Annotated in this window: 13 protein-coding genes; 7 read left to right on the top strand and 6 right to left on the bottom strand. The window is 63.8% G+C overall.

Annotation, left to right across the window (positions count from 1 at the left end):
* Nucleotides 1-94: 94 nt before the first annotated feature.
* Complete coding sequence (locus JQ586_RS26320) at nucleotides 95-1,129, top strand: methyltransferase (protein WP_212397526.1); 1,035 nt, start codon at nucleotides 95-97, stop codon at nucleotides 1,127-1,129.
* A gap of 122 nt (nucleotides 1,130-1,251) precedes the next feature.
* Here the strand turns inward: JQ586_RS26320 and JQ586_RS26315 are convergent, their stop codons facing one another.
* The 3 genes from JQ586_RS26315 to JQ586_RS26305 all read right to left on the bottom strand — a co-directional run bounded on the left by JQ586_RS26315 (nucleotide 1,252) and on the right by JQ586_RS26305 (nucleotide 4,503).
* Entirely contained in the window at nucleotides 1,252-2,565 is a 1,314-nt protein-coding gene (locus tag JQ586_RS26315) for a serine hydrolase (protein ID WP_212397525.1), read from the bottom strand.
* Nucleotides 2,566-2,785: 220 nt separating this feature from the next.
* Nucleotides 2,786-4,006 carry a hypothetical protein gene (locus tag JQ586_RS26310; protein WP_212397524.1) on the bottom strand — a complete coding sequence of 407 codons (1,221 nt, stop codon included), beginning with the start codon at nucleotides 4,004-4,006 and terminating at the stop codon, nucleotides 2,786-2,788.
* A 20-nt stretch (nucleotides 4,007-4,026) separates the two neighbouring features.
* Nucleotides 4,027-4,503, bottom strand: coding sequence for a hypothetical protein (locus JQ586_RS26305; RefSeq protein WP_212397523.1), 477 nt, complete (start codon nucleotides 4,501-4,503; stop codon nucleotides 4,027-4,029).
* Nucleotides 4,504-5,135: 632 nt separating this feature from the next.
* Here JQ586_RS26305 and JQ586_RS26300 point away from each other — a divergent pair.
* The gene (locus JQ586_RS26300) at nucleotides 5,136-5,822 is read left to right on the top strand and encodes an RlmE family RNA methyltransferase (RefSeq protein WP_212397522.1); all 687 of its coding nucleotides are present in this window, start codon (nucleotides 5,136-5,138) and stop codon (nucleotides 5,820-5,822) included.
* A 15-nt stretch (nucleotides 5,823-5,837) separates the two neighbouring features.
* Here the strand turns inward: JQ586_RS26300 and JQ586_RS26295 are convergent, their stop codons facing one another.
* Nucleotides 5,838-7,325: an MFS transporter gene (locus JQ586_RS26295; protein ID WP_212397521.1), complete on the bottom strand. Its 1,488-nt coding sequence runs from the start codon at nucleotides 7,323-7,325 to the stop codon at nucleotides 5,838-5,840.
* Nucleotides 7,326-7,470: 145 nt separating this feature from the next.
* Here JQ586_RS26295 and JQ586_RS26290 point away from each other — a divergent pair, with 145 nt between their 5' ends.
* The 3 genes from JQ586_RS26290 (at nucleotide 7,471) to JQ586_RS26280 (ending at nucleotide 10,640) form a co-directional block, all read left to right on the top strand.
* Entirely contained in the window at nucleotides 7,471-7,722 is a 252-nt protein-coding gene (locus JQ586_RS26290) for a hypothetical protein (RefSeq protein ID WP_212397520.1), read from the top strand.
* Nucleotides 7,723-7,911: 189 nt separating this feature from the next.
* The gene (gene guaB, locus JQ586_RS26285) at nucleotides 7,912-9,402 is read left to right on the top strand and encodes an IMP dehydrogenase (RefSeq protein WP_212397519.1); all 1,491 of its coding nucleotides are present in this window, start codon (nucleotides 7,912-7,914) and stop codon (nucleotides 9,400-9,402) included.
* Nucleotides 9,403-9,617: 215 nt separating this feature from the next.
* Nucleotides 9,618-10,640: an NADP-dependent oxidoreductase gene (locus JQ586_RS26280; protein WP_212397518.1), complete on the top strand. Its 1,023-nt coding sequence runs from the start codon at nucleotides 9,618-9,620 to the stop codon at nucleotides 10,638-10,640.
* Between the two features lie 104 nt (nucleotides 10,641-10,744).
* Here the strand turns inward: JQ586_RS26280 and JQ586_RS26275 are convergent, their stop codons facing one another.
* The gene (locus JQ586_RS26275) at nucleotides 10,745-11,581 is read right to left on the bottom strand and encodes a metallophosphoesterase (RefSeq protein ID WP_212397517.1); all 837 of its coding nucleotides are present in this window, start codon (nucleotides 11,579-11,581) and stop codon (nucleotides 10,745-10,747) included.
* Nucleotides 11,582-11,810: 229 nt separating this feature from the next.
* Between JQ586_RS26275 and JQ586_RS26270 the strand changes: the two genes are divergently transcribed.
* The gene (locus tag JQ586_RS26270) at nucleotides 11,811-12,233 is read left to right on the top strand and encodes an MAPEG family protein (RefSeq protein ID WP_312017027.1); all 423 of its coding nucleotides are present in this window, start codon (nucleotides 11,811-11,813) and stop codon (nucleotides 12,231-12,233) included.
* A 20-nt stretch (nucleotides 12,234-12,253) separates the two neighbouring features.
* The gene (locus JQ586_RS26265) at nucleotides 12,254-13,552 is read left to right on the top strand and encodes an RsmB/NOP family class I SAM-dependent RNA methyltransferase (protein WP_212397516.1); all 1,299 of its coding nucleotides are present in this window, start codon (nucleotides 12,254-12,256) and stop codon (nucleotides 13,550-13,552) included.
* Nucleotides 13,553-13,650: 98 nt separating this feature from the next.
* Here JQ586_RS26265 and JQ586_RS26260 read toward each other — a convergent pair whose 3' ends face one another.
* Nucleotides 13,651-13,983 (bottom strand): DHCW motif cupin fold protein, encoded by a 333-nt coding sequence (locus tag JQ586_RS26260; RefSeq protein WP_212397515.1) that lies wholly within the window; start codon nucleotides 13,981-13,983, stop codon nucleotides 13,651-13,653.
* Nucleotides 13,984-14,018: the final 35 nt, after the last annotated feature.

Here is a 14,018-nt window from a genome sequence, read left to right as displayed (position 1 = left end):
GGTACTCCTTCTGGGAGACTCATTTCGCTCGAGGCTCGCAATAAACTGTTCGGGCGCCGGAGATATGCTCCCGACCGAGCACTTGGAGGTCGTCATGAATCAGCCGAACTCCGCCACACCTGATTGCGCCATCACGCCTGATGCCATCCTACAACTCGGCCTCGGGTTCTGGGGCTCTAAAGCGCTCCTGAGCGCAGTGGAGCTTCGCCTGTTCACGCTCTTGGCCGACGGCCCGCTTAGCGCCGAGACGGTGACGGTACGGCTGGCCCTGCATCCGCGCAGCGTGCGCGACTTCCTCGATGCGCTGGTCGCATTGGGCCAGCTCGAGCGCAAGGATGGCCTCTACGCCAACACCGCCGCCGGCGCGCTGTTTCTCGATCGGCGCAAGCCGACTTATGTCGGCGGCATCCTCGAAATGGCGAATTCCCGGCTCTATCCGTTCTGGGGCTCGCTAACCGAAGCGCTACGCACCGGCGATCCGCAGAACGAAGCAAAGGACGGCCGCGACCTGTTTGACGAGATCTACCGTGAGCCGGCAGTCCTTGCCGAGTTTCTCAAGGCCATGAGTGGCATCAGCCTTGGTGCGGCGAACGCGATCTCGGTGAAATTCCCCTGGGCCGGCTATAAGAGCTTCGCCGACATTGGTACGGCGCAAGGCGCTGTCCCCGTGACGCTCGCGCAGGCGCACCCGCACCTTGTCGGGATCGGCTTCGATTTGCCCGTGGTGCAACAGCATTTCGAATCCCACGTGGCGAAGCACGAACTTTCTAAGCGGCTTTCGTTTTACGCTGGCGACTTCTTTGCCGACCCATTGCCTACGGCCGACGTGCTGATCATGGGCCACATCCTGCATGATTGGGGGCTGGAAAAGAAGCGGATGCTAATTCGCAAGGCCTACGCAGCGCTACCCAGTGGCGGCGCGCTGATAGTTTATGACAGCGTCATAGACGATAAGCGCCGTAAAAATGCATTTGGGCTGTTGATGAGCCTGAACATGTTGATCGAGACGCGCGAGGGGTTCGACTACACCGGCGGCGATTGCATGGCCTGGTTCAAGGAGGCCGGCTTTGCCGAAACCCACGTCGAACCGCTAGTGGGTCCAGATTCGATGGTCGTCGGCATCAAGTAGAGCGGATAATTTCCGCTCAGGGTCTGTCGCTACAGTTTTGCCGTGTCTCGGCCAGGAGCGGACCTCGCAGCTCATTCGGCTTTTCTATTCCGACGTCCCTCGCCGGGAGAAGAAAGGTGGCGTCACCCGAACTGCGCGACCACGGCCGACCACAGACGCCAGATTTCAGGGGACTTTTCATCGACGGCGGTTTGCACCATGACCAGCTTCGAGGGCGGATCAACGAGGATGCGCTGCCCGAGGTACCCCAAGAGCGCGAATTGCCGTCTGCTGCCGGGAAACAGGTAAACCTGATAGCCGTACCCGAACCCTCCGTCGGCCTTTGCCAGATACGTCTCGGAGGCGAGTACCGTGGTCGCATCAATCATCCACTGTGCAGGTATGATCTGTTTGCCCTCCCACGCTCCATCGTGAGCCAGCAGACGGGCGAGCCGCGCGTAGTCGCGCAGTACCGCATTGAAGAACCCGTGCGCTACCTCACGGCCTTCCGCATCAATCATCCATTTGGCATCGGCTTCAGTGCCGATCGGCTGCCAGACTTTTTCCTGGAGATAGCCGCACATTGATTGACCGGTCGCGTAGCCCAGCACCAGACCAAGCAAGTCCGTCTCGATGCTGGCGTAATGGAAGCGCGTCCCCGGCGGCGCGATACGTTGGTTGAACTGCGCGATGCTGGCAACGGTGCCTTTTTGAGAACCCCAGTGCTTGCGCACCATGTCGCTCCACAGGCGATCGAGGTCATCTCCGCTGCCTTTCGCTTCGTCGTTCTCTTCACCGAACTTCACGCCAGATGACATGTGCAGCAGCGCGCGAATCGGCGTTGCACCGTATTCCGTGCCTTTCAAGCCGGGAACATAGGTCTCCGCAGCATCGTCGATCGACTTGATCGCGCCTTCCGCGGTCGCGATCCCTATCATCATGCCGGTGATCGATTTTGCCATCGACTGCGACATCAGCCGGTCTCGATCAGTGCGGCCGTACTGATAGCGCTCAACCAGAATCCGGTCGTCCTTGGCGATCAACAGGCCCGTCACCGGATTGCGCGCCAGATAATCCGCAAGCGAAGCGCGGTTTCCCTTGTACTCATAGCTGACATCCGCCGGCGTTCGCTTGAATGGCCAGGCCGTGGCCGCGCGATCGACCTGACGCGTCGGGAATATCTCATCGTAATGACTGAATGCGCCGACGCGGTATTTTGGCGAGGCCGGATTGCCGGGCTGGTAGATCCGCCACGGGTCCTTGATCGGGTAGTTCTCGCCCGCGCCGTAAAGTTCGGCGTCCGGGCCATCAGCGGAAAAGGACGGACCACCACCGATTTCGGCAGCCCAACTCCATTTCGCCGACGCCGCAACGCAGGTTGCCGCAGGTCCGGTCAGGACAGAGCGTCGCGAGAGTGCTTTCCCGGCGCCAGTATAGGGTTTTGAAGGATTTCTCATCGCTCATTGTTCCAAGCTATCGCTGCGCAGCTTGCAAGAGTGATAAAATCGCGCCTCGCATAACCTCATCTTAAGAATGTCGGACGGCAACACCATAGCCTAGCACAGAGACGCGCCCCTGGTCCGCTTTGGTTCATTTGCAGCCGATTGACCAGGCTTTTTCGGCCGGTCCATGTCCGGCTCGCTCCAAGAGCGGACATCGAGCATTCTGAGTGAGCGCCTATTCGATCGGCTGCACGTCGCACTCGACCTTGGTGCCGAGCTGCGCTGCCAGATCCTTGCGGACGATGTCGAGAACCTGGCCCTGGAACCACTCCAGATCGGCATCGCCCTTGCCGCGGCCGAACTCGCGATAATCCTTGCCTTGCGAGGAGGGCGCGACGCTGATCAGGAGATTGAACAGCCCTTCGATGGTGACGTACCGCCGGCCGTCGTCGTCATTGCTCTCCACGACATAGCTTGCGTAGGATTTGTCGTAGTATCCTGCATAGAACTTCGACACCGTGGCCTCGTTTCGACCGACCAGCGTGATCTTGCTGGCCGTCTTCTTGAGCTCATTGAGCTGCAGATTGGTTCGACCATCCTTCATCGCCGCGACGAACGACGCCACGATCTTCTCGAGCGGGAGCTTCGTGTCCAACGTGCAGCTTGCGCCTGCGGCTGCGCCGCAGCCGTCGCATTGCCGCGGACCGTCGTAGCTCAGCACATACCATGGATCGCGATCGCGATATTTGTAGGCGACGATTTCGCAATTGAAGGGGATACCCGCACCGATTGACGAATTCTGGATCGCGCAATAGGCCATCGCCTCGCGGTCGTCGATCGATCCCTTCACCACGACCGAGCAATATTGGCCGGTTTGCAGACACTCCCGTGTCGGGCGCCGGTTCAGCAGGGACTGCCACAGGCTCAACGCGTAAGGTCCGCCGAGTGCGCTCGAAGCGGCCGCGTAAAGATGCGCCTCGGAGTCCGGGCCGAGCAGGGGATTCTGGTTCGGCGCGTCCTCCAGCTCCGCCTGGGTCAACTCGTCCATCTTGAAGGCGGGAAGACGCGCGACATATTTCGGGTTGCGTGCGCGCTCGCTCCAGTCGTTGAACTTTTCTCTCTGCGCATCGGTCCACGCCTGTTGCCTGTCCGGCACAGGAATGATCGCGATCGGCTGGACGAAGCGCAGATTGGTCCCGTACGGCTCCGGACCGTCTTTCGATTTCTTCTCGGCCCGCAGCTTCCAGCATGCCACCCTCATGTCGATCATGCTGCAATCGACGGTCGGCCGCTTCGCTGGTGGCGAGGCCTGATCGTCGCGCTCCGGCAGCGAAATCCGGGCCTTTGGAAAGTTGATCGTGCCGCCGTCCCACTCGATCGTGAGGCCGCCTTGCTCCTTCGCAAGCAGGCCCGATGACGGCAGCAGCAGCAGGACGAGAGCGCAGGGGAGCCTCATCAATGATCTCCGCCGATCGTCTATTCCTTTTCCTTGGGAGGCGATCCGAACAAATAGCTCGAAATGATGCCGACGGTCGCGGCGAGCAGCGCCAGACAAACAGACAGATACCGGCTCAGATCCGTGAACTCCATCGGATCGATCCGCGGCTCCGTCGCCAATAGCGGCCGCAGCGACACGTTGTGCGCGTAGAACAGTGAGGCGACCGCGAGGATGAAGATGATGAACGGCCCATGGATCATGATCCGCAGCATCGTGACGTTTTGATCGTCGATCTCGCGACCGCGATTTGCATTGAACAGGAAATGCGAGGCAGCACCGAGATAGCCGAAGAAGGTCGGCAGCACGATATCGATCAGCTGCAGGTTCTCCTGCTTGCCGTAGTCGAAGCGCATCCCCAAGGGCTGGGCGAGGATCAGGAAGACGATCAGGAAACCTGAAATACCCAGGCTGTAAAGAATGATCGCGGCGCGGGCCGACTGGGACGGCGTCGACATGATGGCCCCCAGCGCAAAATAATCGCTGGGTTCATGAAACCAGAGAATCGGAGTGCGTGCAATACCTTAGATTGTATTAAAATTCGGTGCATCATTTTACGGGTAGAGAGCGGAGCATCGCGATATCCGTGTTTCCCGTACCCAGGCGCCTATCGGACGCGCAAGAGGCCGCCTCGTCAGGCGGCCTCTGGTTTAGTTGGCCCCAGCAACTCTGGAAGGGGGGCTGTGTGGGGTGGTTGCTGGGACCATCTACCGGCCCGTTGGAAGCGTCCGGGCCGAGGTCCTGGAAATTGACTGGCAGGCGCGCGTTCACATGAACGTCGCTACTGCTGCAATGCTATTGGGCAAATTCCGAAGCCTAAGCGGACAGGGATTTCAGCCATGATGCCAACCCTCCCGGAACCAACATATGTTAAGCTTGGAACCTCGCTCGCGCCTAGGGCAGTTTGTGCCAGCCGTGCATATTTTTTGCACCGGCCGGTGCGTCGAATTCTTCGACGGCTGTCTTGGGATCGGTTGCGATCTGCAATATCCCTGCCGGGATACCGGAAGCGGACCGGTCGCATGGACTGGCTGACGCGATTGGGCTAATCCGGCGACGAAACATTGTGGCTCCGGGCAAACTCCTCGACATGGCAAAAGACACCACCGGGCGGCTTCACGTCACGGTCAAGAGCGGCGGCAAGCGCAAGCTGTCGTCAAAACTCTGGCTGGAGCGTCAGCTCAACGATCCCTATGTCGCCAAGGCCAAGGCGATGGGCTACCGCTCGCGCGCCGCTTTCAAGCTTCTCGAGATCGACGACAAATATCGCATGCTCAAGCCCGGCATGACGGTGGTTGATCTCGGTGCCGCGCCCGGCGGCTGGAGCCAGATCGCGGCCAAGCGCACCGGCGCCGCCGACGGCAAGGGCAAGGTGGTCGCGATCGATCTGCTGGAGATGGGCGAGATCCCCGGCGTCACCTTCGCGCAGTTCGATTTCCTCGATGCTGACGCGCCTGCGAGGCTGATCGCGATGATGGGCGGCGGCGCCGACATCGTGATGTCCGACATGGCCGCCAACACCACCGGCCACCGCAAGACCGACCAGCTCCGCATCATCGGCCTCGTCGAAACCGCCGCCCATTTCGCCTGCGAGGTGCTGAACCCGGGAGGGGCGTTTCTGGCCAAGGTATTCCAGAGCGGCGCGGATGCCGACCTGCTGGCGCAGCTGAAGCGCGATTTCGCCACCGTCCGCCATGTCAAGCCGGCCGCGAGCCGCCAGGATTCGTCCGAGCGCTACGTGCTGGCGACGGGGTTTCGCGGGATTCGCGCGCAATGACGGGAAGAGGATCTTTCACCCCAATCTCTGATCCCGCGCGTCCTGGGTATCCTCCACCGCGACCTTGACGGCGGCGGTGGCGGCGCCCCTCGCGGCGCCCTTGCGGCTGGATATCTCGATCGCCTTGCGGCCGGAGATTTCGTGACCGGCGTCGCTGGGCATCTGCCGGAAGAACCAGGCCGAGGCCGCCGAGATCAGCGAGACCACGACGAAGGCCGGAGCGAATACGCCGGCGGCCAGTTCGGTCTGGTGTTGCAGCGCCAGCGTGGTTTCGACCGAGAAGGCGCCGACCGCAACGCCGGCGGAGACCGCGAGCTGCTGGTTGACGCTGACCAGCGTGGTGGCGCGGCTCATCTGCTCGGCCTCGATCTCGGCATAGGCCACGGTGTTGATCGCGGTGAATTGCAGTGAGCGGAAGAAACCGCCGACCACCAGGATGATGAAGATCAAAAGCAGCGGCGTCGTCACCGTGAACAGGGCGCAAGCGGCCAGGAATGCCGAGGAGACCACCGCGTTGACGGTCATCATGTTGCGGAAGCCGAAGGTGCGGATGATGCGCGCGGCCAGCGTCTTCATGCCCATGGCGCCAACCGCGGAGGCGAAGGTCACGAGACCGGACTGGAATGGCGACAGGCCAAAGCCGACCTGCATCAACAGCGGGAGCAGGAATGGCAACGCGCCGATGCCGAGCCGGAACATGAAGCCGCCGATGATGGACGCGCGCATCGTCGGTAGCCGCAACAGCGAGAAATCCAGCACCGGCGAGCCGGTTCGCCGCGCATGGATGACGTAGAGCGTCATCGAGACGGTGCCGATCCCGACCAGTGCGGCGACGATCGGCCATGGCAGCAGATTGAGGCCTGCGACCGAAAGGCCGAAGGCGATGCCGGCAAGGCCGATGCCGGCCAGCACGAGGCCGTAAAGATCGAAGCGCTCCGGATCGACGCTCTTGATCGGGTCGATGTATTTCAGCGCCATGAAGATGCCGAGCAGCCCGATCGGGATGTTGATCAGGAAGATCCAGTGCCAGGAGAAATAGGTGGTGATGAAGCCACCGAGCGGCGGCCCGATCACCGGGCCCACCAGCGCGGGCACCGTCACCCAGGCCATCGCGTTGACCAGCGCGCTCTTGTCGACCGATCGCAACAGCACCAGCCGCCCGACCGGTGTCATCATCGCCCCGCCGAGGCCCTGCAGGATGCGGGCGAACACGAAATCGGTCACCGAGCCCGACAGCGCGCAACCGATCGAGCCCAGAATGAAGACGCCGACGGCGCCGGCAAACACGATGCGCGGGCCAAAGCGATCGGCGGTCCAGCCGCTCGCCGGGATGAACACGGCGAGCGACAGCAGGTACGAAGTGATCGCCAGCTTCAGGGTCAGGGGGCTGGTCCCGATGTCGGCGGCAATCGCCGGCAGCGACGTCGCGATCACCGTGGAGTCCATGTTCTCCATGAAGAGGGCGGTGGCCACGATGAGCGGGATCAGGCGTTCTTTGTTCATCAAAATGAGACGGCCGGGAGAGCTGAAAACGGCGGGCGAGGGCGCTGTATCATCCTGCGGCAGGGGGCGCTATTGCGGAACCGGCCAAACCACCTAAATCCAGCGTGACGCTGGTATGCATCCGCCATCGTCTGGAAGGTCCACCGTGATCTACGTCCTTGCCGCGCTGTTGCCGCCGGTCGGGCTGCTCCTGAACGGACAGCCCTTTTCGGCCATCTTCAATCTGGTCCTGATCGTGTTTTGCGCGGTTTTCGGGCTTTTTTTCCACATGTTGCTGCTGGTGCCTTCGGCCCATGCCGTGATCGCCGTACACATGAAGCGGGAAGACCGGCGCCACCGGGAAATGGTCGAGGCGATCCGGTGGCACGGGCCGCCGCAGGGTTACCGGGCGCCGTAAGCGGGCTCTCCGGCGCCGTAAAATCCCTGTGCATGGCTGGCAACCACTTTGATTCGTCATCCCGCCATGCTATCGACCGCCGTCAACCCCATCGATGGGCGCCGATTCGACGGTGACGCAGCCAGCGTCGCCGCAGGCGGCGTTCATCCGTAAGACCGCAGCGGCGGATGCCGCCGAAAGGAGTTGGCAATGGCCACGGGACGTCCGTCTATCCGCGAAGCCTTCACGTTCGACGATGTGCTGCTGAGGCCGGGCCTGTCGGACGTGCTTCCCTCGGAAGTCGATATCCGCTCGCGCGTCACCCGCGCGATCCCGCTCAACATCCCGATCATCGCCTCCGCAATGGACACCGTCACCGAGGCGCGGATGGCGATCGCGATGGCGCAGGCCGGGGGCCTTGGCGTCATCCACCGCAATTTCGATCCCGACGGCCAGGCCGCCCAGGTGCGGCAGGTCAAGAAGTTCGAATCCGGCATGGTGGTCAATCCGCTGACCATCGGCCCCGACGCCACGCTGTCGGACGCGCTGGCGCTGATGAAGGACCACGGCATCTCGGGCATCCCGGTCGTCACCGGCGGCGGCAAGAACGTCCCGGGCAAGCTGGTCGGCATCCTGACCAACCGCGACGTGCGCTTTGCCAGCGATCCCAGGCAGAAGGTCTCGGAGCTCATGACCCACGAGAACCTGGTCACGGTGCGCGAGGGCGTCGGCCAGGACGAGGCCAAGCGGATGCTCCACAAGCACCGCATCGAGAAGCTGCTCGTCGTCGACGAGCAGTATCGCTGCGTCGGCCTGATCACCGTCAAGGACATCGAGAAAGCGGTGGCACATCCGCTGGCCTGCAAGGATGAGCACGGCCGCCTGCGCGTTGCCGCCGCCACCACCGTCGGCGAGACCGGCTATGAGCGCACCGAGCGGCTGATCGATGCCGGCGTCGACGTCGTCGTGGTCGATACCGCTCACGGCCATTCCCGGCACGTGCTCAACGCCGTCAACCGGATCAAGCGGCTGTCGAACGCCGTGCAGGTCGTGGCCGGCAACGTCGCGACCGAAGGCGGCGCCCAGGCGTTGATCGACGCCGGCGCCGATTGCATCAAGGTCGGCATCGGCCCGGGCTCGATCTGTACCACCCGCATCGTCGCCGGCGTCGGCGTGCCGCAGCTCACCGCGATCATGGAAGCGGTGGAGGCGGCGAAGAAGGCCGACGTGCCCGTGATCGCCGACGGCGGCATCAAATATTCCGGCGATCTCGCCAAGGCGCTCGCCGCCGGCGCCGACATCGCGATGGTCGGCTCGCTGCTTGCCGGCACCGACGAGACGCCGGGCGAAGTCTTCCTGTGGCAGGGCCGCTCCTACAAGGCCTATCGCGGCATGGGCTCGGTCGGCGCGATGGCGCGCGGCTCGGCCGACCGCTACTTCCAGCAGGACATCAAGGACACGCTGAAGCTGGTGCCCGAAGGCATCGAGGGCCAGGTGCCCTACAAGGGGCCGGTCGGCAATGTCATGCACCAGCTCGCCGGCGGCCTGCGTGCCGCGATGGGGTACGTCGGGGCGCGCAACATCGCCGATTTCCACGACAAGGCCGAGTTCGTCCGCATCACCGGCGCGGGCCTGCGCGAGAGCCATGTCCACGACGTGACGATCACGCGCGAAGCCCCGAACTATCCGGGCGGGGTTTAGGGTTCCTTGCACGTCATTCCGGGTTCGATGCTGTCGCATCGCCCCGGAATGATGGTGCGGGATGTGACGCTGCCACCGCGCTCGCGGAATGACGGCCGTCATTTCAAACAACATTTCAAACAACTCGCGTGCGAAACAGCAAATCCGCCTCCTTGCGGGGAGGTGGATTGCGTGACTACGTGTCCGCCACGAAACCAACCAGTCGAGGAAGCAACATGTCCCAAGGAAAGCGCGTCGTACTCGCCTCCCGTCCTCACGGCGAGCCCAAGCCCTCCGACTTCCGGATCGAAGACTACACGCCGCCGGCACCAGGCGCGGGCGAGGTGCTGCTCCGCACCATCTGGCTGTCGCTCGATCCCTATATGCGCGGCCGTATGGCCGACGGTCCGTCCTATGCCGCACCGGTGCCGGTCGGCGGCGTCATGGAGGGGGGCACCGTCAGCGAGGTGATCGCCTCGAACAATCCCGCTTTTGCCAAGGGCGACATCGTGCTGTCGCGCGCGGGCTGGCAGACGCATGCGCTGTCCAATGGCCAGGGCCTCGCCAAGATCGATCCGAAGATCGCGCCGATCTCCACGGCCGTTGGCGTGCTCGGCATGCCCGGCATGACCGCCTATACCGGCCTGCTCGACATCGGCAAGCCGCAAGCGGGCGAGACCGTGGTGGTGGCCGCGGCATCAGGTGCGGTCGGCTCGGCGGTCGGGCAGATCGCGAAGATCAAGGGCGCGCGTGCGGTCGGCATCGCCGGCGGCAAGGACAAATGCGACTTCGTCAGGAACGAACTCGGCTTCGACGAGTGTCTCGACCATCGCGATCCCAACCTTGCGGCGAAGCTCAAGGACGCCTGCCCGAAGGGCATCGACGTTTATTTCGAGAATGTCGGCGGCGCGGTGTTCGAGGCCGTGTTCCCGCTGCTGAATGCGTTTGCGCGCATCCCGGTCTGCGGCCTGATCGCGCACTACAACGACACCGAAGCCCACGCGCCGAAATGGGCCGCCGCCATGATGCGCAACGTCCTGACCAAGCGGCTGACCATCCGCGGCTTCATCGTCAGCGATTTCGCCGCCCGCCAAGGCGACTTCCTCCGCGACATGTCGCAGTGGGTGCGCGAGGGCAAGGTCAAGTACAAGGAGTTCGTGACCGAGGGGCTGGACAGCGCCCCCGAGGCCTTCATGGGCCTGCTCAAGGGCGCCAATTTCGGCAAGCAGCTGGTCCGGGTCGGGCCCGACCGGGCCTGAGAGGACACGTATACGCGCCACCGCGCGCAGAAACGGCGTCAAAAGCGTCACCACGTCAGACTTTCGGGGGCTTTTTGCCCCCGTTTGCCTGACCGGGCATGGCTTCAGGCCGGCTCCTTGCCGAACAGCATGTCGAGGTCGACGTTGACCTGGTCAGGCGCGCGGACGTGACGCACCTCGAAACTGTCGGGCTGGAAGCGATATTCGACCAGGCCGGTCTCCTTGATGCCGATCAACTCCTGTTTGGCGTCGTCGATGATGAAGCCGGTGGACGGTGCCCAGACATGGCGGACACGCGCGAACGTGTAGTCGCGGCGCTGGTGGACATGGCCGCTGGCGACGAGGCGCCAGTCGACCTTGCCGAACATCTCGATCAGGCGCCGCCGCGCCGGCTGCGGCACGTAGCGGAACGAGGTCGCCTCCTGCTCGGGATCGTAGGGCACGTCGAGGAAGAGTGGCTTGTGCAGGAACAGGGCGACCGGCCTGCCGTCCGCCCTGCCGAGCTGCGAGGCGAGCCAGTCGAGCTGCTCGGCTTCGCTGTCGAGACCGGTGTTCATGATCAGCGAATTCAGCCCGATGAAGCACCAGCCGGCGGCGTCGAAATGCCAGCGATCCTCGCCGAGTTCGGCGACAAACGCGGCGCGGGTCTCCTCGGTGGGCAGCTGCTTCGGCGGCGCAGCGACGGCGGTCGGATTGTCGCCGATATCGTGATTGCCGGGCAGATAGAGGCAGTCGACCGGCAGCGCGCCGTGCAGCTCCTTGGCGAAGAGGAGATCGTCGCGGCTGGTCGGCCCGTCGAACGAGACGTCGCCGGTGTTGATCACGAGATCCGGCCGCGTCGCGTCAATGTGCTCGCTCACGCGGTTAAAGTTCTCGGTGAGCAGCTTGAGGCGACGGGCGAGATGGGTGTCGGAGATCTGCGTCAGTCGGAATTGGGCCATACGGCGGTCCTTTCGCGGACATCATAGGCTACCGCGAAGTCGGAACGATGACGAAGCCGGTTCCGATATGGCGGGGAACGGCATCAGGCCACGGGAAACCGCCATGGTTCCTGCGAGTTGGTCATCAGTGCCGGGTGATGCTTTAGCCGGCTCCCGGGCGCCTTCATTGTCAGGGGCGGGGGCGCGCGGCAAAGAGCGGCGGCACCGTCAGCGGCTGAGGGAGATTCTCGTGTCTATTCAAATGGTTTTGCTACCGGTCTTCATCCAGATTGCTCTCACCTTCGCGCTTCTGTTCGCGATGGCCACGGCGCGCACGACCACGCTTGCGAGCGGGGAGACGAAGATGAAGGACATCGCGCTGCGCCAGCCGAACTGGCCGGTCCGCGCCACCCAGTTCGCCAACTGCTTCGCCAACCAGTTCGAGCTGCCGGTGCTGTTCTACGTGCTGATTGCGCTGGCGCTTCCGTTGCGCCATGCCGATCTGTTCATCGTGCTGCTGTCCTGGGTGTTCGTGGTGACGCGTTTTGCCCATGCCGGCGTCTTCGTCACCTCCAACGACGTGCGGACGCGCTCGCTGGCCTGGTTTGCCGGCGTGCTGGTGTTGGCGGCGATGTGGCTGTATTTCGCGCTCAAGATCCTGCTCTTGATCTGAGCGTTCAACGAAAGAGTTCCATGACCCCCGCTGCCCGGCTTTCCGCCGCCATCGACCTGATCGACATCATCGACGCACAACGCATTCCGGCTGCCAAGGCGCTGAAGGAGTGGGGCACCGCGCACCGCTATGCCGGCTCCGGCGACCGTGCCGCGATCTCCGGCCTGATCTGGGACGTGCTGCGTCGGCAATCCTCCGCGGCCTGGCTGATGGAGGACGACAGCGCGCGGGCGCGCCTGCTCGGCATGCTCAGGCTCGAGCGCGACATGGATGTCGCGACCATCGCCGCCCTGTGCGACGGCGGCCGTTTTGCGCCTGACACCCTGACCGACGGCGAGCGCGCGGCGCTGACCTCGCGCACGCTCGACGCCGCGCCCGCCCATGTCGCCGGCGACTATCCCGAATGGCTCGACCCGTATCTGGCAAAAGCGTTCGGCGATGACCGCGCGGCGGAGGCGACCGCGATGGCGAGCCGCGCCCCGCTCGACCTGCGGGTCAACACGCTGAAGGGCAAGCGCGAGAAGATCCTGCCGCGGCTTTCGCATCTCGGTGCTGTGGAGACGCCATGGTCGCCGCTCGGCCTGCGCATCGCGCTTGGTGCCGATGCCCGCAATCCCGGCGTCCATTCCGAGGAGGATTTCATCAAGGGCGCGATCGAGGTGCAGGACGAGGGCTCGCAGCTAGCGGCGCTGTTCTCCGCCGCCAAGCCCGGCGAGCAGGTGATCGATCTCTGCGCCGGGGCCGGCGGCAAGACGCTGGCGCTGGCGGCGATGATGGGCGGCAAGGGCCGGCTGATCGCCACCGATCACGACAAGCGCCAGCTGGCGCCGATCCATGAGCGGCTGTCGCGCGCCGGCGTGCACAATTGCGAGGTCCGCACCCCGCGCGGCGAGGCGGACGCGTTGTCAGACATCAAGGCCTCCGCCGACCTCGTGCTGATCGACGCGCCCTGCACGGGCACCGGCACCTGGCGCCGCAATCCCGACGCCAAATGGCGCATGCGCCCCGGTGCGCTCGAGGTGCGGCTGAAGGACCAGGCCGAGGTGCTTGACCGCGCCGCGCCGCTGGTGAAGCCGGGTGGGCGGATCGCCTACATCACCTGCTCGGTGCTGCCGGACGAGAATGGCGACCAGGTGCGCGCCTTCGTCGCGCGCCATCCGGAGTTTTCCGTGCAGCCGCCGGAGCAGACGGCATCGGTGCTGTGGGACAAGGCCGAGGATTTTGCCAAGGCCGCGCTGCAATCCGACGAAGGCTGGCTGATGACGCCGCGCCGCACGGGCACGGACGGGTTTTTCGTATCGGTGTTGAGGAAGCTGTAAGAGGACGTCGTCATTCCGGGGCGTCCGAACGACGAACCCGGAATCTCGAGATTCCGGGGTCGATGCTTACGCATCGCCCCGGAATCGACGTCGCTATCTCAATCCACAATGAAAAGCGTCGCACCGACAGCCGTCGACGAACGATGCGCAGCATCGCCGAAGTCCGAGACCTGGTAGCTCATGCCCGGCTTGAGCGTGAATTTGCGGCCGTCGCGCAGCTCGGTATCGAGCTCGCCCGCGACGACGAACAGCACATGGCCGCGATCGCACCAGTGATCGGCGAGATAGCCGGGCGAATACTCGACCATCCGCACCCTGACATCACCAATATTGAACGTGCGCCACAGCGCTTGGCCGGTCTCGCCGGGATGAACGGTCGGCTCGACCTTGCTCCAGTCGGTGACGGTGAAGGGCAATGCGGGAATCTTCATTTCACGGTCCTGGCCAAATTAGGTCAATGATACTG

Origin of the sequence: Bradyrhizobium jicamae (assembly GCF_018130215.1) — a bacterium.
Classification (GTDB): domain Bacteria; phylum Pseudomonadota; class Alphaproteobacteria; order Rhizobiales; family Xanthobacteraceae; genus Bradyrhizobium; species Bradyrhizobium jicamae_A.
This window is presented reverse-complemented; position numbering and strand designations above follow the sequence as displayed.

Bases quoted from the DNA above. Each gene is read 5' to 3' on its own strand.
- JQ586_RS26320 (WP_212397526.1), top strand. From the start codon at position 95: ATGAATCAGCCGAACTCCGCCACACCTGATTGCGCCATCACGCCTGAT.
- JQ586_RS26315 (WP_212397525.1), bottom strand. From the start codon at position 2,565: ATGAGAAATCCTTCAAAACCCTATACTGGCGCCGGGAAAGCACTCTCG.
- JQ586_RS26310 (WP_212397524.1), bottom strand. From the start codon at position 4,006: ATGAGGCTCCCCTGCGCTCTCGTCCTGCTGCTGCTGCCGTCATCGGGC.
- JQ586_RS26305 (WP_212397523.1), bottom strand. From the start codon at position 4,503: ATGTCGACGCCGTCCCAGTCGGCCCGCGCCGCGATCATTCTTTACAGC.
- JQ586_RS26300 (WP_212397522.1), top strand. From the start codon at position 5,136: ATGGCAAAAGACACCACCGGGCGGCTTCACGTCACGGTCAAGAGCGGC.
- JQ586_RS26295 (WP_212397521.1), bottom strand. From the start codon at position 7,325: ATGAACAAAGAACGCCTGATCCCGCTCATCGTGGCCACCGCCCTCTTC.
- guaB (WP_212397519.1), top strand. From the start codon at position 7,912: ATGGCCACGGGACGTCCGTCTATCCGCGAAGCCTTCACGTTCGACGAT.
- JQ586_RS26280 (WP_212397518.1), top strand. From the start codon at position 9,618: ATGTCCCAAGGAAAGCGCGTCGTACTCGCCTCCCGTCCTCACGGCGAG.
- JQ586_RS26275 (WP_212397517.1), bottom strand. From the start codon at position 11,581: ATGGCCCAATTCCGACTGACGCAGATCTCCGACACCCATCTCGCCCGT.
- JQ586_RS26265 (WP_212397516.1), top strand. From the start codon at position 12,254: ATGACCCCCGCTGCCCGGCTTTCCGCCGCCATCGACCTGATCGACATC.
- JQ586_RS26260 (WP_212397515.1), bottom strand. From the start codon at position 13,983: ATGAAGATTCCCGCATTGCCCTTCACCGTCACCGACTGGAGCAAGGTC.